The organism is Acidovorax sp. sif0632 (assembly GCF_019218805.1).
Classification (GTDB): Bacteria; Pseudomonadota; Gammaproteobacteria; order Burkholderiales; family Burkholderiaceae_C; genus Acidovorax; species Acidovorax facilis.
Genome location: NZ_JAHUWW010000001.1, coordinates 502991 through 524985, shown reverse-complemented (window position 1 = coordinate 524985; position 21995 = coordinate 502991). Strand labels below are relative to the sequence as shown.

The window sequence follows — 21995 nt, the reverse complement described above, 5'->3', positions numbered from 1 at the left end:
TGGTGTCGCGCGGGGTCAGAAAATTTCAAACAGGCCTGCAGCGCCCATGCCGCCTGCAATGCACATCGTCACCACGCCGTACTTGGCCTTGCGGCGGCGACCTTCGAGCAGCAGGTGGCCCACCAGGCGCGCACCCGTCATGCCAAAGGGGTGGCCAATGGCAATGGCGCCACCGTTCACGTTCAGCCGCTCGGACGGAATGCCCAGGCGGCGCTGGCAGTACAGGGCCTGCGAGGCGAAGGCCTCGTTCATCTCCCACAGGTCAATGTCCTGCACCGTGAGGCCGTGGCGCGCCAGCAGCTTGGGCACGGCAAACACGGGGCCAATGCCCATTTCGTCGGGCTCGCAACCGGCCACCGCAAAGCCACGGAACGCGCCCAGGGGCTGCAGGCCACGGCGCTCGGCTTCTTTCGTTTCCATGAGCACGCAGGCGCTGGAGCCGTCGGACAGCTGCGAGGCGTTGCCTGCGGTGATGAACTGGCCCGGACCTTTCACCGGCTCCAGCTTGGCAAGGCCTTCCAGCGTGGTGCTGGCGCGATTGCAGTTGTCGTGCGTGGCCGTCACTTCGCGGTAGGTGACCTCGCCGGTCTCCTTGTCCTTTTCCATCATGCGCGTGGTGCAGGGCACGATCTCGTCGGCGAACACGCCGCCTTGCTGTGCGGCGGCGGTGCGTTGCTGGCTTTGCAGCGAGAACAGGTCCTGGTCTTCACGGCTGATGCCGTAGCGGTGGGCCACGATGTCGGCGGTGTCGATCATGGCCATGTAGAGGTCGGGCTTGTGCTCTTGCAGCCAGGGGTCGATGTCTGCCGGGTTGCCTGCGCGGATGGCCGAGATGCTTTCCACCCCACCGGCCACCATGGCGGGTACGCCCTCGGCCACGATGCGGCCTGCGGCAATCGCCACCGACTGCAGACCCGATGCGCAAAACCGGCTGGCCACCATGCCCGCTACAGACAGGGGCAGGCCCGCACGCAGCGCCGTCTGGCGGCCAATGTTCTTGCCGGTGATGCCCTCGGGGTAGCCGCAGCCCATCACCAGGTCTTCGATCAGTTCGGGATCGATGCCTGAGCGCTCCACCGCTGCCTTGACGGAAAAGGCCGCCAGTTGCGGGCCGGGCGTGGCGTTGAACTCGCCCCGGTGCGACTTGGTCAGCGGGGTGCGGGCGGTGGAAACGATGACGGCTTCACGCATGATTTGCTCCTAAATTTATAGCTTTTAGCGCTTATAGATAGTGCGCTAGAGGCCAAATTGACCCAAAACTTGATTCAAACTGATGCAGCGCGATGTACAGCGCACTCGGCGCTGTGCACTGCGTACAGCCGTCTTCAGCCAGCCTTGTTCAGGCTGTCGAAGTTGCGCCCCTCGGCCACCAGCTTTTCGAGTAGCGGCGCGGGCTGCCAGAACAGCGGGTCTTCCTTGGCGAATTCGCGGATGTCGGCCAGCACCTTGGAGAGGCCGGTCATGTCGGCCCACTTCATGGGGCCGCCACGGTAGCGCGGAAAGCCGTAGCCCGCGACAAAGGTCACATCCACATCCAGCGGGCGCAGGGCAATGCCCTCGGCCACCACCTTGGCGCCTTCGTTGACCATGGCGGCCATGTAGCGGCGCATGATCTCGTCGGCGCTGAAGCTGCGGGGCGTGACGCCTTTCTTGGCGCGCTCGGCAGCCACTATGGCCAGCACTTCCGGGTCGGGCTGGCCCGTGCGAGCACCGTCGGGGTACAGGTAGAACCCGCGCCCGGTCTTTTGCCCGAACCAGCCGCGTTCGCAGATGCGGTCGGCAATCTCCACGTACCGGGCCTTGGGGTCGCGCGTGGCAGCGCGGCGCTTGCGCGTGGCCCAGCCAATGTCGCCACCGGCCAGGTCTGTCACCTGGAACGGGCCCATGGCAAAACCAAAGCCGCGCACGGCAGCGTCGATCTCGTAGGGGCTTGCGCCGTCTTCCAGCAGGTAGTCAGCGGCCTGCTTGTACACGGCCAGGATGCGGTTGCCGATGAAGCCGTCGCACACACCGGCGCGCACAGGCACCTTTTTCAGCTTGCGGGCCAGCTCGAATGCCGTGGCCACCACGTCGGGCGCCACCTTGGCGGGCACAACGATCTCCAGCAGCTTCATGATGTTGGCGGGGCTGAAGAAGTGCAGGCCGATCACATCCTGCGGGCGGCCGGTGGCAGCGGCAATGGCGTCGATGTCGAGGTAGGACGTGTTGGTGGCCAGCACGGCACCGGGCTTGCACACGCGGTCCAGCTCGCGGAACACGGCCTTCTTGACTTCGATGTCTTCAAACACGGCCTCGATCACCAGGTCCACCTGGGCGATGTCGGCATAGTCGGTGCTGCCGGTGTAGCGCGCCATCACGGCGGCCTTGGCGGCTTCAGTCATACGGCCTTTGGCGACCAGGCCGTTGTAGACCTTTTCCACATTGGCGCGGCCGCGGGCGATGGAATCGGCGTCGCGCTCAATCATGGTGACGGGCAGGCCCGCATCCAGCGCCGCCACGGCAATGCCCGCGCCCATGGTGCCACCGCCGATGACGGCGATGCTGGCGACGGGGCGCGGCTGCGCGGCCTGGGCCTCGGGCACCTTGACCACTTCACGCTCGGGAAAAAAGGCGTGGATGAGCCCTGCGCGTTGCGGGCTGTCGATGCATTCCATGAACAGCGCACGCTCGCAGGCCATGCCTTCGTCAAACGGCAGTTGCAGCGCAGCATGCACGCATTCGATGATCTTGAGGGGGGAGAACAGGCCGCGCGACTTCTTTGCCGTCTCGGTCTTTTGCTCTTCCAGCCAGGCCAGTGCAGCCTGCGGCTCGGCAATGGCGAGGTCACGCGTGCGGCGCACGGGCGCATTGGCGGCGAGCAGTTCGCGCACATAGGCCAGGCCTGCGGCCAGCGGGTCGGAGCCTTCTACCAGCTTGTCCACCAGCCCGGCCTGCAGTGCGGCCTGTGCCTTGAGGGGCTGGCCGCTGAGCATGAGGGTGGTGGCGGCCTGCACGCCCATCAAGCGCGGGGCGCGCTGGGTGCCTCCCGAGCCGGGCAGCAGGCCCAGGTTCACCTCGGGCAGGCCCAGCGTAGCGGCAGGCAATGCCAGGCGGTAATGGGCTGACAGAGCCACTTCGAGACCGCCGCCCAGCGCCGCACCGTGCAGCACGGCCACCACGGGCTTGTTCAGGTTTTCGATGGCGCGGCAGAGCTCGGGCAGGATGGGAGCAACCGGTGGCTTGCCGAATTCGCGGATATCCGCCCCGGCAATGAAGGCCTTGCCGGCGCCCACCAGCAGCACAGCCGCCACGGCGGCATCGGCCTGCGCCTGCAGCATGGCGGCCAACAGGCCCTGGCGCACGGCGGCGCCCAGGGCGTTGACGGGCGGGTTGTCGATGGTGACGACAAGCACATCGCCCTGCAGCGCGGTTGTGACAACGGAAGATGCGGGAATGGCGGCGCCCATGCTGGAAAGTCTCCTGGTCGATGGCTATTGACTGCCTGTGAATGACTCGGTGATTGTTGATGCGTGAAGTTATCTTGACAATTACATAGCCCGTTGACAGACTGTCAAACGCCTTTTGACAAACACCCCCGCAACGGCATCCCGCACCGCCTCCCTGTTCAATGGAACTCACCTCCCTCACCGTGCTAGTCGACATCCTCGATGCCGGCAACCTCAGCCAGGCCGCCCGCAACCTGAAGATGTCCCGTGCCAACGTCAGCTACCACCTGCACCAGCTCGAAAAGTCAGTGGGTGTGCAGCTGGTGCGCCGCACCACGCGCCGGGTGGAGCCCACCGAGGTGGGCCTGCGCCTGTATGCCCATGGCCGCGCCATTCAGAACGAAATGCTGGCGGCGCGCGAGACGATTGCCACGCTGGGCCAGGGCCTGCAGGGCCGCGTGGGCCTGAGCGTGCCCAGTGGCTACGGGCAGATGGTGATGTCAGACTGGCTGATCGACTTCAAGCGGCTGTACCCTGGCATCGTGCTGGATGTGCGCTTTGAAAATCGGGTGGACGACCTCATCCGCGATGAGGTGGACATCGCCATCCGCGTGATGCCCGAGCCCCCACCCACGCTGGTGGCGCGCGACCTGGGCAGCGTGCGCTACATCGCCTGCGCATCGCGTGGATACGCCCAGGAGCATGGGCTGCCCCAGGACTTCGAAGCTCTGCAGGCCGCGCCGGTGATCACCGCAGGGGTGGTAGGCAAGCAGCTGCGCCTGCGCGGGTACCGGGGTGACCAGCGCCAGGAAGCCATGCTGGAGCCCACCCTCATTTCGGAGCACTTTCCGTTTCTGCGCCAGGGCATCCTGGCAGGGCTGGGCGTAGGGCTGGTACCGGATTACGTGGTGCAGGACGCCGTGTCCAGCGGGGAAGTGCTGACCACGCTCGACGACTGGCGGCTGAGCATTTTTGGCACCCAGATGTTCATGCTCTACATGCCCAACCGCCACCAGACCCGAGCGGTGCGCACCTGCATTGACTACCTGCTGGGGCGTGCCCTGCCGGCAGCCGGCCAAGGAGTGACTGCGGAGCCAGGATGAGCATCTTCTGCGCGTTTACAAGCAAAAATAGCCGCAAGCGCAGGTATTCATTGCGCTAGCAGCTATTTTATTAATAGCAATCGCTACTGCGACAGTAGCAATGCCGGATGAGTCCCTCCGCCGCGCGTCAGCAAACCCGCGTGGCGGCTGGCATCAGATCCGCCCTTCCTCCACCGCATGGCACGCAATGCGAATGCCACCAATGCTCTTGAGCTGGGGGCGCTCGGTGCGGCAGCGGTCATTCACGTGGGGGCAGCGCGGGTTGAAGGCGCAACCGGGTGGTGGGTTCAGCGGGTTGGGCACCTCGCCCTGCACGGGGGTGCGGGCCTTGCCGGTGTCGTGCATCTTGGGGATGGCATCGAGCAGCATGCGGGTGTAGGGGTGACGCGGTGTGTCGAACAGCGTGTGTTTGTCGGCCAGTTCCACCAGGCGGCCCAGATACATCACGCCGACCTGATCGCTGACGTGGCGCACCACGGCCAGATTGTGGCTGATGAACAGGTAGGTGAGGTGCCGCTCGCGCTGCAGGTCCTTCATGATGTTGAGCACCTGGGCCTGCACCGACACGTCAAGCGCACTCGTCGGCTCGTCGCACACCAGGAACTCGGGCTCGGTGGCCAGGGCGCGCGCGATGGAGATGCGCTGGCGTTGGCCACCGGAGAACTGGTGCGGGTATTTCACCATGTCCAGCGGCGACAGGCCCACGGACTTGAGCAGTTCGCCCACGCGCTGCTTGAGCTCGGCCTTGTCGGTGATGAGGCCATGCTCCTTGAGCGGCTCGCCAATGATGTCTTCGACCAGCCAGCGGGGGTTCAGGCTGGCATACGGGTCCTGGAAGATCATCTGGATGCGGCGGCGCATGGCCTTGGCGTCGTTGCCCTTGAAGGCGGCATGCGCATCCTGGTTGTCAAACGTGAGGCCGCCGCGTGTGGGCTCGTACAAACCCACCAGCAGGCGCGCCACGGTGCTTTTGCCGCAGCCAGACTCGCCCACCAGTGCCAGGGTCTTGCCTTTTTCGATCTCGAAACTCACGCCGTCCACCGCATGCAGCAGCGTGCGGGGCTTGCGCTCGATCACGCGGTTGAGCCAGGGGGCGGACACGTCAAAAGTCTTGGCCAGATCGTGCGCCTGCACCAAAGCCTTGCTTTTCATTGCTGCGCTCATGCGGTCACCTCGGTTTTTGTCGTGGCACCAGCGTGCAGCCAGCAGGCGGCGCGGGTGGAGCCTGCGTCCATCAGGTCGGGGCGATCAGTTATGCAGCGGTCAAAAGTCTGGGGGCAGCGCGGGTTGTAAGCACAGCCCTGGGGAATGGCGTTCAGACGGGGCATGGCGCCGTCGATCTGGTTCAGGCGTTCACGGTCCACCGTCATGTCGGGGATGGAGGCCATGAGGCCGCTGGTGTACGGGTGCGAGGGCTTGTTGATGACGTCGTGCACGGGACCGATCTCGGCCACGCGCCCGGCATACAGCACGGCCACGCGGTCGCAGGTCTCGGCGATCACGCCCATGTCGTGGGTAATCAGCATCACGGCCGCACCGCGCGATTTGCAGATGTTCTTGAGCAGCGTGATGATCTGCGCCTGGATGGACACGTCGAGCGCCGTGGTGGGCTCATCGGCCACGATGAGCTTGGGCTCGGCCGCCAGGGCCAGGGCAATCACCACGCGCTGGCGCATGCCGCCGGAGAACTGGTGCGGGTAGTGGTCGATGCGCTCTGCAGCGGCCGGAATGCCAGTGTCTTGCAGCAGCGCAATGGCACGCTGGCGGGCCTCGGCGGGAGTGACCGGCAGGTGGGCCAGGATGGTTTCGGTGAGCTGGCGGCCCACGGTGTACAGCGGGTTCAGCGAGGTCAGCGGGTCTTGAAAGATCGCGCCGATGCGGCGGCCACGGATGTGGCGCATTTCCTCGTTGCTCAGGTTGTCGATGCGCTGGCCTTCGAGCAGGATCTGGCCAGATGCCACGCGGCCCGGGGGCTCCAGCAGGCCGATGATGGCAGCGCCAGTGAGCGATTTGCCCGCGCCGGACTCCCCCACCACGCCCAGGATCTCGCCGGGTGCAATGGAGAAGGAAATGTCGTCCAGGGCGCGCAGGGTACCGCGACGGCCCGGGAATTCGACAACGAGGTTTTTGACTTCTAGGAGACTCATGGGGATATCGCTTTTCTTGTTCTTGTTCAGCGCAGGCGCGGATTGAGGGCATCACGCAACCAGTCGCCGAGCAAGTTCACACTCAGGGCGATCAGCACCAGCATGGCACCGGGGAACACGGTGATCCACCATTCGCCGGAGAACAGGTAGTCGTTGCCGATGCGGATCAGCGTGCCCAGCGAAGGCGAGGTGGGCGGTGCGCCCACGCCCAGGAAGGACAATGTGGCCTCGGTGATGATGGCCGTGGCCACCTGGATGGTGGCCAGCACCATCACAGGGCCCATGACGTTGGGCAGCACGTGCTTGCGCATGATGCGCAGCGGCGAAACGCCCGTCACACGGGCAGCCTGCACGTATTCCTTGTTGCGCTCGACCAAGGTGGAGCCGCGCACCGTGCGCGCGTACTGCACCCAGCCCGTGAGCGAGATGGAGATGATCAGCACACCAAATGCCAGCGACTCGTGCGCGTTGGGGAACAGCGCACGGCCCACACCCGCAATCAGCAGTGCCACCAGGATGGCCGGGAACGACAGCATCACGTCGCACAGGCGCATGAGCACGGCATCGATCCAGCCACCGCGAAAGCCGGCCAGCAGTCCAAACGCCACGCCCACCACCACGGAGAGCACCACCGATGCGAGGCCCACCACAAGGGAAATGCGCGCTCCATAGATGAGGGCGGAAAGGATGTCCCGGCCCTGGTCGTCGGTGCCCAGGGGGTACTTCATGGAGCCCTCGGCGCTCCAGGCCGGTGGCAGCCGCGCGTCGCTGAGTTCGAGCGTGGCCAGGTCAAAGGGGTTATGGGGCGCGACCCATCCGGCAAATACCGAACAGAACACACAGATCAGCGCGATGGCAGCGGCCACCATCGCCATGGGCGATGTGCGGAAGCTGTAGCCAACATCGCTGTCAAACCAGCGGGCAAGGGTTGTTTTCATTGTGGGAAACCAGTAAACAAGCACCAACGCAGAGCCCGGGTAGCGGCCATGCGTTGGTGTGGACGTTCAAAGAACCGGTCGTTCTCTCTTTTCTCTGCGATCGACTAACGTAGGGACTTCTGCACCCCTTCTTACTTGGTGATGCTCATCCACTTGAAGTGCATGAAGTTGTCGGCCAGCTGCACGAGCTTGACGTTCTTGCCCACGCCCCAGGCCAGCGCTTGCTGGTGCAGGGGAATGTGGCCAACATCGGCAGCGTGCAGATCGAAGACTTCCTTGATCATCGCGTTGCGCTTGACCTTGTCGGTCTCGGCCTGGATCTTGAGTGTCAGCTCATCGACCTTGGGGTTGCAGTAGGCGCCCAGGTTGAACTGGCCGGACCCCTTGTCATCCACGCAGCGCATGAGGGCGTTGAGCGCGTTGTGCGAGTCGTAGGTGGCGGGCGTCCAGCCCAGCATGTAAAAGCTGGTGTCGCGGCGCAGCACCTTGGGGAAGTAGGTGCCCTTGGTTTCGGCCTGCAGGTTGATCTTGACGTTGATGCGCGAGAGGTTGGCGGCCACCGTCTGGCAGATGCGGCCATCATTCACGTAGCGGTCGTTCGGGCAGTTCATGGCCACTTCGAAGCCGTTGGGATAGCCGGCTTCGGCCATCAGCTTCTTGGCAGCTTCGACGTCGTAGGGAAGGCGCTTCGCGTCAGGCTGGAAGCCATTGATGCCGGGACCCACGAGCAGGGCCGAGGGGTTGGATGCACCACGCATCACGGTCTTCTTGATCCCTTCGATGTCGATGGCCTGGTAGAAGGCCTGGCGCACACGCTTGTCCTTGAAGGGGTTCTTGCCCTTGACGTTGGAGTACAGCAGCTCGTCACGCTTTTGGTCCATGCCCAGGAAGATGGTGCGCAGTTCGGGGCCGGTGATGGCACGGGTGTTGGCGCTGCCGTTCACGCGTTCGATGTCCTGCACGGGTACGGGTTCCATCACGTCCACCTCGCCCGAAAGCAGGGCGGCCACACGGGTCGCATCGTTGCCGATGGGGGTGAAAACGACTTCGCTGACGTTGCCTTCGATCTTGCCCCAGTAGCTGCCGTTGCGTGTAAACACCGAGCGCACGTTGGGCTGGCGCTCACGCAGGCGGAAGGGGCCCGTGCCGTTGGCACGGAACGAGGCGGCGTTCTCGATGCCCTTGCGGCGGTCCACCGGGCCCAGGGCCTGGTTGGTCTCGCACCACTTCTTGCTCATCATGTACACGAGCGAGATCACATCCGGCAGGATCGGGAAGGGGGTCTTGGTTTCGATTTCGACCGTGTGGTCGTCGATCTTGCGCACTTCCTTGAAGTCGTTGGTGTAGCTCTTCATGTCCGAGCCTTCCACTTGGGTGCGCCCGAAGCTGAACACCACGTCATCGGCCGTGAAAGGGGTGCCGTCGTGGAATTGCACGCCCTTGCGCAACTCGAAACGCCACACGGTGGGCGACGTCTGCTTCCAGCTCGTCGCCAGGGCAGGCGCCAGGCTGAGGTCCTTGTTGCGGCCGACCAGCGGCTCATAGACGTTGCCGGTGACGCTCAGCTGCAGCGACTCATTGAGAGAGTGGGGGTCCATCGACAGCGAGTCACCCTGGTTGGCGATGCGGATGGTCTGAGCTTGGGCCACCAGGCTCGCCGCCGCCAACGCGGTGAAGAGAGCGGTCAGAGCGATTTTTTTATGGAATTTCATGGAAACCTCCAGGTTGGGGAAAGCGGGGGAAAGGGTTGGGCCGTGGCGCGGTAGTGCAAATGGGCAGGCAAGCTGGACGGTGCTTCAAGCCACCGCCAAAGGCATGGCCTGCTCGATAAGGCTTGCGTGCAGCGCTGAGCCCAGGGGCAGGATGTCGTCGTTGAAGTCGTAGCGGCTGTTGTGCAAGGCGCTGCCACTGGCCCCTGTGCCCTGGCCGATGCGCAGATAGGCACCGGGGCGGGTCTGGAGCATGAAGGCGAAGTCCTCGGCGCCCATACTGGGCTCCAGGTCACGCACCACATGGTCAGCACCCAGCAGGGATTCGGCCACGTCGCCAGCAAAGATGGCTTCGCTTTCGCTGTTGATCGTGGCAGGGTAGATGCGCTCGTAGTGCACCGTGGCCGTGGCGCCAAAGCCCAGGGCGATGGCGTTGCACAGCTCCTTGAGGCGCTTTTCCACCATCTCCTGCACGACCGGATCGAATGTCCGCACGGTGCCCACCAGGGTGGCAGAGCCCGGCAGCACACTGAAGGCCCCCAGGTCGCCAGCCTGTGCGGCGCAGATGCTGACCACGGCGCTTTCAATGGGGCGCACATTGCGCGAGACGATGCTTTGCGCGGCCGTAATGATGTGCGCGGCCACAACCAGCACGTCCACCGTCTGGTAGGCATGGGCACCGTGGCCGCCACGTCCCGTGATCTCGATGGTGAAGCGATCCGCCGCAGCCATCATGGGGCCGGAGTTGATGCCCACGGTGCCGGGCTTCATCGCGGGCCAGTTGTGCATGGCGTAGATGGACTGCACCGGAAAACGGTCGAACAGGCCGTCTTCCATCATGACGCGAGCGCCAGCAAAACCTTCTTCGCCCGGCTGGAACACGAGCACGGCTGTGCCGTCGAAGTTGCGGGTCTCGGCCAGGTAGCGCGCAGCCCCCACCAGCATGGCGGTGTGGCCGTCGTGGCCGCAGCCATGCATGAGGCCCGGCTTGCACGACTTCCAGGAGAAATCGTTGTGCTCGGCCAGCGGCAGCGCATCCATGTCGGCACGCAGGCCGACCATGCTGCCACTGGAGGTGCTGCGGCCGCGGATCACGCCCACGACTCCCGTGCGGCCAATGCCGTCGTGGATCTCGTCCACGCCGCAGAGCTTCAGGGCCTCTTTGACGCGCGTGCTGGTGTAGATCTCCTCGAAACCCAGCTCAGGGTGGGCATGCAGGTCCCGGCGCAGCGCGGTCAGCTCGGGGTGGTACTGCGCGATGTGCGCAAACGCCCGGCCTCCGGCTTTGTATCGAAGCGACTGCATGTCAGGCGTCCCGAAAGCTCGTGCAGCGCCAGCAGCCGGCAAAACCGGCGCGGCACAGGCCAGCGCTCCCGCGCAAGGGCCGCCCCGCCGCGCTGGGAGCGTCCCCCCTTTGGGGGGATGGCGCGAAGCGACTCAAGGGGGAGTTCATTCAATGCCCTCCTGCCTTGCCTACGCGCAGGCGTGGGTCGACCGCAAAATACAACAGGTCCACCACCAGATTAATCACCACAAAGATCAAGGCGATCAGGCACAGGTAGGCGGCCATCACCGGAATGTCGGCAAAGGTCACGGCCTGGATGAACAGCAGGCCCATGCCGGGCCACTGGAACACGGTCTCGGTGATGATGGCGAAGGCAATCAGACCACCCAGCTGCAGGCCGGTGATCGTCATCACGGGCACCAGCGTGTTCTTGAGCGCATGGCCGAAGTGAATGGCGCGATTGGACAGGCCCCGGGCGCGTGCGAACTTGATGTAGTCGGTGCGCAGCACCTCCAGCATTTCTGCGCGCACCAGCCGCATGATCAGCGTGAGCTGGAAGATCGCCAGCGTGATGGCAGGCAGCGTGATGTGGTGCCAGCCCTTGGCCTTGAGCAGGCCCGTGCTCCACCATCCCATCTGTACCACTTCACCGCGCCCGAAGCTGGGGAACCAGCCCAGGGTGACAGCGAACACCAGAATCAGCAGGATGCCGATCAGGAACGTTGGCAGCGACACGCCCAGCAGTGAGATGGTCATGAACAGCTGGCTTGTGAAGGTGCCGCGCTTGAGGGCTGCATACACGCCCATGGGCACGCCAATGACCAGGGCCAGGAAAGCAGCCACCAAGGCAAGCTCCAGTGTGGCAGGAAAGCGCTCTGCAATCAGCCGCGAAACCTTGGCACCCTGGCGCAGGCTCAGGCCGAATTCGCCCTGGGCTGCGTTGACCAAGAAATGCCAGAACTGTACGAAAAAGGGCTTGTCCAGGCCGAGCGAGGCGCGCAGTTCGCGGATCTGCTCGGGGGTGGCGTCCTGGCCCAGCAGGAACACCACAGGGTCTCCCACGTACTGGAACAGCATGAAGGAGATGAAGGCCACCGTGACCATGACAATCACAGCCTGTATCAGGCGGCGCAATATAAAGGCGAGCATCGGAGAGTCGATTGAGTGTTCGATGGGAACGCCGCAGCCACTTTTGATGGCAGGGCGCTGGCAGGCAATAAGCGGTCGTCAAACCGGACCAGAAAACAAAACAAAGAAAGCAAGGGCCTCTGGGGATGACCTGTATCACTCCCTGCGGTCTGTGATAGCGCAGTCTCGGGCGGTCCGCTGCGTTGCTTTTCTTGCCAATAGCTTGGCTATTGGCTGCAAAAAGACGCCTTGCAGCCCATCCCGATCCGCACTACCACAGCCTCACGAGGGTTATGCAGGTCATCCCTAGGCCCTTGCTCTCAGTGTGTCAGGCACCGGTCAATTCACCTTGACGGTGCGCATGTCCACGCGGTTATCCGCGCGGTGAACCAGTTCAATGTTCTTCTTCACGGCCCATGGGATCACCTGGTCATGCAGAGGAATGTGGGACACGGTGTCGTTGGACAGTTGCAGCGCTTCCGTCAGCATGCGGGCGCGCACGGGTGCATCGGTTTCTGCCTTGATGCGGTCCACCAGATAGTCCATGCGCTGGTTGCTGTAGCGGCCCACGTTGTAGTTACCGTCACCACCTTGGCCCACAGTGCGGACCAGCGATTGCAGGCTGTACAGCGCATCGAAGGTCGGCACTCCCCAGCCCAGCATGTAGATGCTGGCTTCGTAGCGCTGGATCATCGGGAAGTAATTGACCAGGGGCAGCGTGCGCAGCTTGGCCTTCACGCCCACACGCGACCACATGGCAGTTACGGCCTGGCAGATGGCTTCGTCATTGATGTAGCGGTTGTTGGGGCAGGCAAAGTCCACCTCAAAACCATCGGGGTAACCAGCCTCGGCCAGCAGCTTCTTGGAGGCTTCAACGCTGTAGGGGAAACGCTTGCCAACGGCCTCGGTATAACCCGCCACCTGTGGGGCCACGATGGTGCCCGTGGGCTTGCCCAGGCCACGCATGATGTTGCGGGAAATGGTTTCTGCGTCAATCGCCTGGTACAGGGCCTTGCGCACGCGCACGTCCTTGAGCGGATTTTTGCCCTTGATGTTGGAGCCTGGCAGTTCGTCGCGGAACTGGTCCATACCCAGGAAGATGGTGCGGTTCTCAATGCCGTCAATCACCTTGAGGTCGGGGCTGGCGCGCAAGCGGCCCAGATCCTGGGGAGTGGGGTCGAGCACCATGTCCACTTCGCCCGACAGCAGGGCTGCAATGCGTGTGGCAGCAGACTTGATCGGGGTGTAGACGATTTCGGTCACGTTCCCGTCCATCTTGCCCCACCAGTTGGGGTTACGCTTGAACACCATCTTCACATCAGGCTGCCAGGATTCCAGCGTGTAAGGACCGGTGCCCATGGCATTGCGGTGGGCAAAGTTTTCGTCGGTACCCTTGATGTCTTTGGGTTCGACCGACTTGTTCTTTTCCGCCCAGGCCTTGCTCATCATGCGCAGTTCGGTCATCTGACGCAGCAGCACAGGGTTGGGAGCGGTCAGGATGACGTCGATGGTTTGCGCATCCACCTTGTTGATCTTGCTGATGCCCTGGATGTAGGGGGTGAAATTCGATGTCTTGGCCATCGCGCGCTGCAGCGAATACACCGCATCGTCAGCGGTGAAGGCCGAACCATCATGGAACTTCACGCCTTGGCGCAGCGTGAACCGCACCTGCGTGGGGCTGATTTCTTTCCAGGCCGTTGCCAGCACGGGTTCTACGTCAAAGGTCTTGCTGTTGTAGTAAACCAGGCTTTCATACACATTCGCATGGATGCCATTCTGGAGCGCGTTGTTCTGGGAATGGATATCCCAGGTCGCGATTTCCCCCTGGCTTGCCCATTTGAAGGGCTTGGCATGCAGGGCTGGTGCTGCAAGCAGTGCAGCAGCCGCAGCCACCGACAAAAGACTGTATTTGAGTTTCATGGAACCCTCTTGAATAAAAGTTTTACTATGCAGTAAAGGTTGCTCTATAGCCAACGGGAAATCCCTGAATCCCGGGCACTACGAAGGGCCTCTAAGGGCTGATTTTGTATGGAAGCAGCACGCAAGGATGGTGCCAAGAATCTGCACCAAAGCAAACAGGAGGAAGAAACCTCGGAGACAGTGCGAAGGACGCCATTGCCCGACGTCAACCGACCGATCCGCATTGCGGATGTACCCGGAGTTACATACAGGAAGTCCGCACAACCAACCACCAAGCACAAATCAGCAGACAAAAAAAAGCCGCCCGAAGGCGGCTTTTTTAGCTTTGATACCGGTAACTGGCCAGAAGCCAGTCTCGATATTAGAAGCTGTGACGGATACCGAAGTCGTAGCCGTTGGAGTTGTCGTTTGCCGAGGTCAGCGAAGCGCCGTTCAGAGCAGTACCAGCACCGTTCTTGTTGCTCACGTGAGCGTACGTAGCGTACAGAGCCGTGCGCTTGGACAGGTTGTGGACATAACCCAGAGCAAGCTTGTTCGTGCGTGGGTCAGCACCAACAACTTCTGCCTTGTAGGTGGAGTAAGACAGACGAACTTCGCCAGCGCCCACTGGAATCAGGCCACCAATCAAGAACCCCTTGCCGTCTGCACGGTCTGCACGGTTGTTGTTGTCTTGGTTGTAGTGGGCCATGATCTTGGCAACGCCCAGATCGTACTGACCACCGATGTTCACCGTTTTGATGTTGCCGAGCGCAACATTCTTCGTGTCAGAGAAAGCCAATGCAACATTGATGGGACCGTTGGCATAACCAGCGCGCAAGGCCAAGCCATTGCCGTCCTTCTTGGTGGCCGTACCGCTCAGGTTTTCACCCATGTAGTACTGAACTTGGCCGTAGAAGCCACCCAGATTGCCGGGCAAAAAGTAGCCAATGGAGTTCGAAGCGCGAACGTTCGTGTATCCGCCGCCAGCGTAAGCTGCGGGAGTAGCGATAGAGCCAATACCCATAGTTTGGGTGGTGCCAACGCCATTCGTGCCAAACGGATCAAAAACGGTCAGGTTCCAGAATTGGGGGGTGTAGTCACGACCCAGACGCACTTCACCGAAGCCGCCGTTCAGGCTGACGGTCGAACGACGGTTGAAGGTCAGGCCGCCACCGCCAGTGGAGCCGCTAGCTTGGTTGTTGGTGCTGGTGTTAGCGCCGGAACCGTTGTCATTGTTCACGCCAGCTTCGAGCCAGAACGAAGCGGACATGCCGCCACCCAGATCTTCAACACCGCGGAAGCCCAGACGGCTGCTGTTGTAGCCGGAGTTCGTCAGTTGGGACTTATTGCCGGCACTACCGGAACCGTATGCGTAGGTAGCGTCAACGATACCGAACAGGGTTACGGACGATTGAGCCATTGCAGCGCCGGAAGCAGCCAGCACAGCCAGGGCAATCAGGGATTTTTTCATTGCGAGTTACTCCAAGGTTAAACATCGGGCTCCGGTACGGGGGGTCTATGGTGAAAGCACCTGCACAGTCCCGCCGGTTCCCCGGGCCAACCTCCTGGTGGGGAAGTTGCTCTTATTGCACCAGACCCGGCCAGGTTTCGCAAAGGAATTCACCCACAATCGACCCGAAAGGGAAAAATCGTTGCAGTGTTGCAACATTTCCATGAACCCCGGCAAAATCGATCTGCTGCGCCTTGTGGCGGCTCCTGCCAGCGCCTGAGATTTGTATCCAAGTGAAAATTGTGTTTCTGCGCTCTTGCCAACCTGAAAGCCTCCATGGACTCTTTGCTTATTGCGGCTGACACCGCACTGCGCACACTTTTTGCAACACCCCGCGCATCCGAGCCCACGCCGGCGCGCGGCATGGACGAAGGAGCGCTCGACCCCACCCAGAAGAAGCTGGCGGGGGCGCTGATGCGTGTCAACCACGTGGGCGAAGTCTGCGCACAAGCCCTGTACACCGCGCAGGCAGCCATCACGCGCGACCCCGCGCTCCAAGCCCACCTGCTGGAGGCCGCCCGCGAAGAAACAGACCATCTCGCCTGGACCCAGCAGCGCCTGGACGCGCTGGGCGCCCGGCCCAGCCTGCTGAACCCCCTTTGGTTTGCGGGCGCCTTCGCGCTGGGGCTGGTCGCCGCCAAGGTCAGCGACCGGGCAAGTCTGGGTTTTGTGGCGGAAACGGAAAACCAGGTGGCGGCGCACCTGCAAAGCCACCTCGCACGGCTTCCCGCACAAGACCTGCCCTCGCGGGCCGTGGTGGCCCGTATGAAGGACGACGAGGAGCGCCATGCCGCCCAGGCACGGGCATCCGGAGCGCTGGAACTGCCGGCCCCCGCCCGGGCGGCGATGAAGGTAGCAGCCAAGGTGATGACCACCACCGCGCACTACCTCTGAGCACTGGCCGCACTGCGCACGCACTGACCGCGTGCGCCAGGGGGCATCGCGCGCGTGACGACCTCAAAAACTGGCGCAGCCCAAGCCAGCAGACGCCGTGGAACTGGCTTTGCCAGGCCACTGGCGTCGTCCCCCTGGGGGGAAGGCGCCGCAGGCGACCCAGGGGGAGGTCTACCTCATGCTTCGACCACTTCAAACCCGGTGGTGATCTCCGCCGTCTTGCCCAGCATGATGCTGGCCGAGCAGTATTTGTCATGGCTCATGGCGATCGCGCGCTCTACCGCAGCGGGCGGGATACCCTTGCCGGTCACGGTGAAATGCATATGGATCTTGGTGAACACCTTGGGGTCCGTCTGGGCGCGTTCGGTGGTCAGCTTGACGCTGCAGCCGCGCACATCGTGACGGCCCCGCTTGAGGATGAGCACCACGTCGTAGGCCGTGCAGCCGCCTGTGCCGGCCAGCACTGTCTCCATGGGCCGGGGCGCCAGGTTCAGCCCGCCGTTGGCCGGATTGGCGGCATCGGGCGCGCCATCCATCGTCAAAACATGGCCGCTGCCGGTCTCGGCCACAAAGCCCATGCCAGAACGGGTTCCTGCGCCTCCGGTCCAGCTGACTGTGCATTCCATGGTCTATCTCCTTTTTGGTGCGTGGTTTTTTTCGCACGGAATGGCCCGGCGAAATAAAAATTTGGTGTTGATTTTGCTGCAATGCAACAAGACTCGCGCTAAACTTCCACCAAGCGCTGCTTTTTCTGGATGGAAAAGGCAGATGGCAAGAAGCCCGGTTTCCGGCACTTGTCCCGCACCGATTGTCTCCTCCATCTCCTCAAAGGATGGATTAGCCCCAGGCCTCACGGCCCGGGGCTTTTTTTTGGCTGAACCGGCCTCGATGCGCCCTCCCGCTGCGAATCAGCCCCAAAAAACCGACCCCCTATGATGTGGACCCCCGCCGCTGCCCCGTGGCGGCCCACCTGCCCTGCCATGACCCAGCACCTCACCCCCGCCGACTACCTGAAAAAAATCCTGACCGCCCGCGTGTACGACGTGGCGGTGGAGTCGGCGCTGGAGCCCGCCAAGAACCTCAGCCGCCGCCTGCACAACAAAGTGCTGCTCAAGCGCGAAGACCAGCAGCCCGTGTTCAGCTTCAAGCTGCGGGGTGCCTACAACAAGATGGCGCACCTCACGCCCGAGCAGTTGGCACGCGGGGTGATCTGCGCCTCGGCCGGCAACCACGCGCAAGGCGTGGCCATGAGCGCCCACAAGCTGGGCACGCGCGCCGTCATCGTGATGCCCACCACCACGCCGCAGCTCAAGATCGACGCCGTGAAGACGCTGGGCGGCGAGGTGGTGCTGTTTGGCGAGAGTTATTCCGATGCCTACGGCCATTCGGTGAAGCTGGAGAAGGAACAGGGCCTGACCTTCGTGCACCCGTTCGACGATCCGGACGTCATTGCCGGCCAGGGCACCATCGCCATGGAGATCCTGCGCCAGCTGCAAAGCCTGGGCAGCAACCAGCTCGATGCCGTGTTTGTGGCCATTGGCGGCGGCGGGCTCATCTCGGGCGTGGCCAACTACATCAAGGCCGTGCGGCCCGAGATCAAGGTGATCGGCGTGCAGATGAACGACTCGGACGCGATGATCCAGTCCGTCAACGCACATGAGCGCGTGACGCTGGCCGACGTGGGTTTGTTCTCGGACGGCACCGCCGTCAAGCTGGTGGGCGAGGAGACCTTCCGCATCGCCCACAGCGGCCTAGTGGACGAATTCATCACGGTGGACACCGACGCCGTCTGCGCCGCCATCAAGGACATCTTTGTGGATACGCGCAGCATCGTCGAACCCGCAGGGGCTCTCGCCGTGGCGGCCATCAAGCAGTACGTTGCTGAAAAGAAAACCAAGGGCGAAACCTATGCCGCCATCCTGTGCGGCGCCAACATGAACTTCGACCGCCTGCGCTTTGTGGCCGAGCGCGCCGAGGTGGGCGAGGAGCGCGAGGCGCTGCTGGCCGTCACCATCCCCGAAGAACGCGGCAGCTTCCGCCGCTTTTGCGAGGTGGTGGGCGGCCTGCCGGGTGGCCCGCGCAACGTGACCGAGTTCAACTACCGCATCAGCGATGCCGCCCAGGCCCATGTGTTCGTGGGCATCACCACCAATGGCAAGGGCGAGTCGGAGAAAATCGCCAAGAACTTCGGCCGCCACGGCTTCGAGGCACTGGACCTGACCCACGACGAACTGGCCAAGGAGCATCTGCGCCACCTGGTGGGCGGGCATTCGGCCCTGGCGCAGGACGAGCGGCTGATGCGCTTCACCTTCCCCGAGCGGCCCGGCGCGCTGCTCAAGTTTTTGAGCCTGATGCAGCCGACCTGGAACATCAGCCTGTTCCACTACCGCAACCAGGGCGCGGACTATGGCCGCATCCTCGTGGGCATGCAGGTGCCACCCGAGGACGCCGCCACGTTCGACGCCTTCCTGGCCACGCTGGGCTATCCGTATGTGGAAGAGACGCTGAACCCGGCCTACCGGCTGTTCCTGCGATCCAAGTAACCAAAATATGGGCCAAATTGGCCTCCAGCGCTATCCATCAAGCGCTGGCAGCTATCAAATCTGACATAGCCCTAGCCAACCCATGCAAGCCCTGCGCCACTATCTGCTGGCCGTGCAGTTTTTCACCCGCATCCCGGTCACTGGTCGGCTGGCAGACTGGGTCGGCTACAGCCCCGCCATGCTGCGGGCCAGCGCGGCGCACTTTCCGGGCATTGGCTGGCTGGCCGCGCTGCTGTCCACGGGCATCTATGCCGCATTGCACTGGGCCCTGGCGCCCAACCCGCTGGCCCCGGCAGTGGCTGCCGTGTTCTGCACCATCGCCACGGTGCTGATGACCGGCGGCTTTCACGAGGATGGGCTTGCCGATGTGGCCGATGGCCTGGGCGGCAGCGCCGATCGCGAGCGGGTACTCGACATCATGAAGGACTCGCGCATCGGCGCCTTCGGGGCCATGGCGCTGGTGCTGGCGCTGCTGGCCAAGCTCAGCCTGCTGGCGCTGCTGGGGGCCCACAGCCTGCTGGCTGCCGTGGCCGCGCTGGTGGGGGCGCATGTGCTGTCGCGTTTCTGGCCGCTGCTCATCGTGCGTAGCCTGCCGCATGTGGGCGACACCGCCCGGTCCAAAAGCAAACCGCTGGCCGACCAGATTTCGGGCGGCGCGCTGCTGTCGGCATTTTTGTGGTGTTTTATGCCGCTAGCGCTTGTCTATCAAGCGCAATCAGCTATTTATTTTATAGCATCTGTACTCTGCAGCGCCCTTGCCGCCGCCTGGATGGCCCGCTGGTTCGCGCGCAGGCTGCAGGGTTTTACCGGCGACTGCCTGGGTGCCACGCAGCAGGTCAGCGAAATTGGCTTTTACCTGGGCGCGGCGCTGGCCTTGCGCTGGATGTGACCGGCGCCCCCCCCAAAACTCGCCTTTGGCTGGTGCGCCACGCCCAGCCGCTGGTGGCCCCCGGCACCTGCTACGGGGCGCTGGACATCCCCGCCGACCCCGCCGCCACGCGCGCTGCCGCAGAACACCTGGCCGCCGCGGTGCCACCCCAGGCGCGGGTGATTCACTCCACGCTACAAAGATGCGAGCAGCTTGCGCTAGAGCTTCAAGCGCTGCGGCCCGATTTGGCATCAAAACCCGACGCCCGCCTGCGCGAAATGGACTTTGGCAGCTGGGAGGGGCAGGCCTGGGATTCCATTGCCCGCAGCGACATCGACGCCTGGACGGCCGCCTTCGCGAGCTACCGCCCTGGCCTGGGGGAAAACCTGGCGGCGGTGCTGGCCCGCGTGGCGGCTGCGCTGCAGGACCACGACCCCGGGGCCACACAGGATGTGGTGTGGATCACCCACGCGGGGGTCATCCGCAGCGTGGCGTGGCTGAGGGCGCACGGCAACGGCGTGCTGCCGTGCTCGGAAGAATGGCCCGTTGCCGCGCCGGGCTGGGGCCAGTGGGAGAGGATCGAACTGGGATAGGAGCCGGAGCCCCCTGCCCCGGCATCAAGCATCAACGCTTGAGCGGCATGTCCAGCGTCAGCGTGGCGGGGCCATCAGCATCGCGCCCCAGTTGCGCCTGGCGTGGGCCCAGCGCCTGCAGCACCAGCCCTTCATCCACCGCGGCGCCCACGCGGAACGGCTTGGCGGGTTTGCCATCCACCGCGATCAGCGCGGCGCCGCCCCCGCTGTTGCGGCCCGAGAGCACTCCGATCAGTGCGAAGCGGCTGGCCAGTGTTGCCACCGGGGCGGCTGCGACCACCCCCGGGGCAGCGGGCGCAGCCCCCAGCAGCCGGGCCAGAGCCTGCGCATCGGGCGCCACGGGGGGTGGCAGCACCACGGGCGCAGCCGCTCCGGTCGCAGGGGCCGACAGGCGCAGCCCCCAAAAAACCACGCTGGCTCCTGCGGCGGCCCATAGCGCCAGAGTCCCCAGGCGGACGCCCCATTTGCTGTACGTATTGGTCACCATGCGGGGATTATGATTCACGCGATTCGACCATCCGAGAGACCGCCAGCAGTGAACACTTCTTTCCCCCTCCTCTTGCGCTCCGCCCGCCACCGCCTGGCCACGAACGTGGCCCGTGGCTTCACCCTCATCGAGCTGATGGTGGTGCTCGTCATCATCGGCGTGCTGGCCGCCCTCATCGTGCCCAATGTGCTGGAACGCGCTGACGACGCCCGCGTGACCGCTGCCCGCACCGACATCACCAACATCATGCAGGCGCTCAAGCTGTACCGCCTGGACAACCAGCGCTACCCCACGGCCGAGCAAGGCCTGCAATCGCTGATCGTCAAGCCCAGCTCGGGCCCCGTGCCCAACAACTGGAAGCTGTACCTCGAAAAACTGCCCAACGACCCCTGGGGCCGTCCGTACCAGTACCTGAACCCTGGCATCAAGGGCGAGATCGACGTGATGTCGTTCGGCGCCGATGGGCAGTCGGGCGGTGAAGGCAAGGATGCTGATATTGGCAGTTGGCAATGACGACCGGCTCTTCGCGACAGACCCCTGCTCCATGAAGCTGGCGCTCCCTCGGCCAGGGATGTCGTGGAACTGGCTTCGCCAGGCCATCGGCATCTCCCCCCCGAAGGGAAGCCGCGCGGCGGCTCAGGGGGGCTTCACCCTCCTTGAGTTGCTGGTGGTCATCAGCATCATTGCCCTGGCCACCGCCGGTGTGAGCATCGCCATGCGCGACAGCGGGCAGACGCTGGTCGAGCGCGAGGCAGCCCGGCTGGCGGCGTTACTGGAATCTGCGCGTGCGCAGTCGCGCGCCGGGGGAATGCCCGTGCGCTGGCGTGCCGATGCCGGAGGGTTCCGGTTCGAGGGCCTGCCGCCCAGCGCACTGGCGGCGATGCCCGGCCAGTGGCTGGATGCGGGCACCACGGTGCGCGCGCCCACGCTGCTGGTGCTGGGGCCAGAGCCCCTCATTGGCCCCCAGCAGGTGCTGATCACCCACCAGGCCTATCCCGAGCGCACGCTGCGCATTGCCACCGACGGGGTGCGCCCCTTCACCGTCGAGACCGTCCAATGAAGTCAACCCTGCCCCCCCAACGCCGTTGCAGGCGGCAGCGCGGCTTCACGCTGGTGGAGGTGCTGGTGGCGCTCAGCATCGTGGCTATTGCACTGATGGCGGGGCTGCAGGCCACCACGGCGCTCACACGCAACGCGCTGCGCCAGTCAGACATCGTGCTGGCCCAGTTGTGTGCCGAGAACGAACTGGTCTATGCGCGCCTGTCGCGCCAGATGCCCAGCGTGGGCGACAGCCAGGTCACCTGCGAACAGGCCGGGCGCCAGCTCACCGTGGCCCTGATCGTGCGGCCCACGCCCAACCCGAGCTTTCGCCGGATGGACGCGCAGGTGCTGGATGGCGACAACTCGATCCTGCGCATCTCGACCATCATCGGAAGGTATTGACCAGATGTCCCCCCTGAGTCGCT

20 protein-coding genes are annotated in these 21995 nt (G+C 63.9%); 8 read left to right on the top strand and 12 right to left on the bottom strand.

Going from position 1 to position 21995, the window contains the following annotated elements; genetic code table 11:
* Positions 1-15: 15 nt before the first annotated feature.
* Complete coding sequence (locus KW832_RS02355) at positions 16-1191, bottom strand: acetyl-CoA C-acyltransferase (protein ID WP_218298778.1); 1176 nt, start codon at positions 1189-1191, stop codon at positions 16-18.
* 134 nt (positions 1192-1325) lie between these two features.
* A complete protein-coding gene (locus KW832_RS02350) occupies positions 1326-3446 on the bottom strand; it encodes a 3-hydroxyacyl-CoA dehydrogenase NAD-binding domain-containing protein (protein WP_218298779.1) in 2121 nt (706 codons plus the stop codon).
* A gap of 161 nt (positions 3447-3607) precedes the next feature.
* On the opposite strand from KW832_RS02350, the gene KW832_RS02345 reads away from it, so the two are divergent.
* On the top strand, positions 3608-4528 hold the full coding sequence (locus tag KW832_RS02345) for a LysR family transcriptional regulator (RefSeq protein WP_218298780.1): 921 nt from the start codon (positions 3608-3610) through the stop codon (positions 4526-4528).
* Positions 4529-4681: 153 nt separating this feature from the next.
* Here the strand turns inward: KW832_RS02345 and KW832_RS02340 are convergent, their stop codons facing one another.
* From KW832_RS02340 to KW832_RS02305, 8 genes are all read right to left on the bottom strand, one after another.
* Positions 4682-5692, bottom strand: coding sequence for an ABC transporter ATP-binding protein (locus KW832_RS02340; protein WP_121422336.1), 1011 nt, complete (start codon positions 5690-5692; stop codon positions 4682-4684).
* Positions 5689-6675 (bottom strand): ABC transporter ATP-binding protein, encoded by a 987-nt coding sequence (locus KW832_RS02335; RefSeq protein WP_218298781.1) that lies wholly within the window; start codon positions 6673-6675, stop codon positions 5689-5691. Before KW832_RS02335 ends, KW832_RS02340 begins: the two co-directional genes overlap by 4 nt.
* Positions 6676-6701: 26 nt before the next feature.
* Positions 6702-7613: an ABC transporter permease gene (locus KW832_RS02330; RefSeq protein WP_055398531.1), complete on the bottom strand. Its 912-nt coding sequence runs from the start codon at positions 7611-7613 to the stop codon at positions 6702-6704.
* Positions 7614-7744: 131 nt separating this feature from the next.
* Positions 7745-9325 carry an ABC transporter substrate-binding protein gene (locus KW832_RS02325; RefSeq protein ID WP_029413932.1) on the bottom strand — a complete coding sequence of 527 codons (1581 nt, stop codon included), beginning with the start codon at positions 9323-9325 and terminating at the stop codon, positions 7745-7747.
* Between the two features lie 84 nt (positions 9326-9409).
* A complete protein-coding gene (locus KW832_RS02320) occupies positions 9410-10627 on the bottom strand; it encodes a M20 aminoacylase family protein (RefSeq protein ID WP_218298782.1) in 1218 nt (405 codons plus the stop codon).
* A gap of 148 nt (positions 10628-10775) precedes the next feature.
* Positions 10776-11756 carry an ABC transporter permease gene (locus KW832_RS02315; RefSeq protein ID WP_121422333.1) on the bottom strand — a complete coding sequence of 327 codons (981 nt, stop codon included), beginning with the start codon at positions 11754-11756 and terminating at the stop codon, positions 10776-10778.
* A 318-nt stretch (positions 11757-12074) separates the two neighbouring features.
* Positions 12075-13655, bottom strand: coding sequence for an ABC transporter substrate-binding protein (locus KW832_RS02310; RefSeq protein ID WP_121422332.1), 1581 nt, complete (start codon positions 13653-13655; stop codon positions 12075-12077).
* Positions 13656-14016: 361 nt separating this feature from the next.
* Positions 14017-15105, bottom strand: a complete 1089-nt coding sequence (locus tag KW832_RS02305; RefSeq protein ID WP_176888350.1) for a porin — start codon at positions 15103-15105, stop codon at positions 14017-14019.
* 315 nt (positions 15106-15420) lie between these two features.
* Between KW832_RS02305 and coq7 the strand changes: the two genes are divergently transcribed.
* Entirely contained in the window at positions 15421-16038 is a 618-nt protein-coding gene (coq7, locus tag KW832_RS02300) for a 2-polyprenyl-3-methyl-6-methoxy-1,4-benzoquinone monooxygenase (protein WP_218298783.1), read from the top strand.
* 176 nt (positions 16039-16214) lie between these two features.
* On the opposite strand, the gene KW832_RS02295 is transcribed toward coq7, so the two are convergent.
* Positions 16215-16664 (bottom strand): OsmC family protein, encoded by a 450-nt coding sequence (locus KW832_RS02295; RefSeq protein ID WP_218298784.1) that lies wholly within the window; start codon positions 16662-16664, stop codon positions 16215-16217.
* Positions 16665-17018: 354 nt separating this feature from the next.
* Here KW832_RS02295 and ilvA point away from each other — a divergent pair, with 354 nt between their 5' ends.
* The 3 genes from ilvA to KW832_RS02280 all read left to right on the top strand — a co-directional run bounded on the left by ilvA (position 17019) and on the right by KW832_RS02280 (position 20042).
* The gene (gene ilvA / locus KW832_RS02290; RefSeq protein ID WP_218298785.1) at positions 17019-18581 is read left to right on the top strand and encodes a threonine ammonia-lyase, biosynthetic; all 1563 of its coding nucleotides are present in this window, start codon (positions 17019-17021) and stop codon (positions 18579-18581) included.
* Between the two features lie 82 nt (positions 18582-18663).
* Positions 18664-19470, top strand: coding sequence for an adenosylcobinamide-GDP ribazoletransferase (cobS, locus tag KW832_RS02285; protein WP_218298786.1), 807 nt, complete (start codon positions 18664-18666; stop codon positions 19468-19470).
* Complete coding sequence (locus KW832_RS02280; RefSeq protein WP_370628625.1) at positions 19461-20042, top strand: histidine phosphatase family protein; 582 nt, start codon at positions 19461-19463, stop codon at positions 20040-20042. The genes cobS and KW832_RS02280 overlap by 10 nt, the downstream gene beginning before the upstream one ends.
* Positions 20043-20073: 31 nt before the next feature.
* On the opposite strand, the gene KW832_RS02275 is transcribed toward KW832_RS02280, so the two are convergent.
* Entirely contained in the window at positions 20074-20529 is a 456-nt protein-coding gene (locus KW832_RS02275; RefSeq protein WP_218298788.1) for a type II secretion system protein N, read from the bottom strand.
* 72 nt (positions 20530-20601) lie between these two features.
* Between KW832_RS02275 and gspG the strand changes: the two genes are divergently transcribed.
* From gspG to gspI, 3 genes are read left to right on the top strand one after another with little or no spacing between them, the layout of a single operon-like run.
* On the top strand, positions 20602-21042 hold the full coding sequence (gspG, locus tag KW832_RS02270) for a type II secretion system major pseudopilin GspG (protein ID WP_121422325.1): 441 nt from the start codon (positions 20602-20604) through the stop codon (positions 21040-21042).
* A 31-nt stretch (positions 21043-21073) separates the two neighbouring features.
* Positions 21074-21589, top strand: a complete 516-nt coding sequence (locus KW832_RS02265) for a prepilin-type N-terminal cleavage/methylation domain-containing protein (RefSeq protein ID WP_255484830.1) — start codon at positions 21074-21076, stop codon at positions 21587-21589.
* Positions 21586-21972, top strand: a complete 387-nt coding sequence (gene gspI / locus KW832_RS02260) for a type II secretion system minor pseudopilin GspI (RefSeq protein ID WP_055398542.1) — start codon at positions 21586-21588, stop codon at positions 21970-21972. The genes KW832_RS02265 and gspI overlap by 4 nt, the downstream gene beginning before the upstream one ends.
* Positions 21973-21995: the final 23 nt, after the last annotated feature.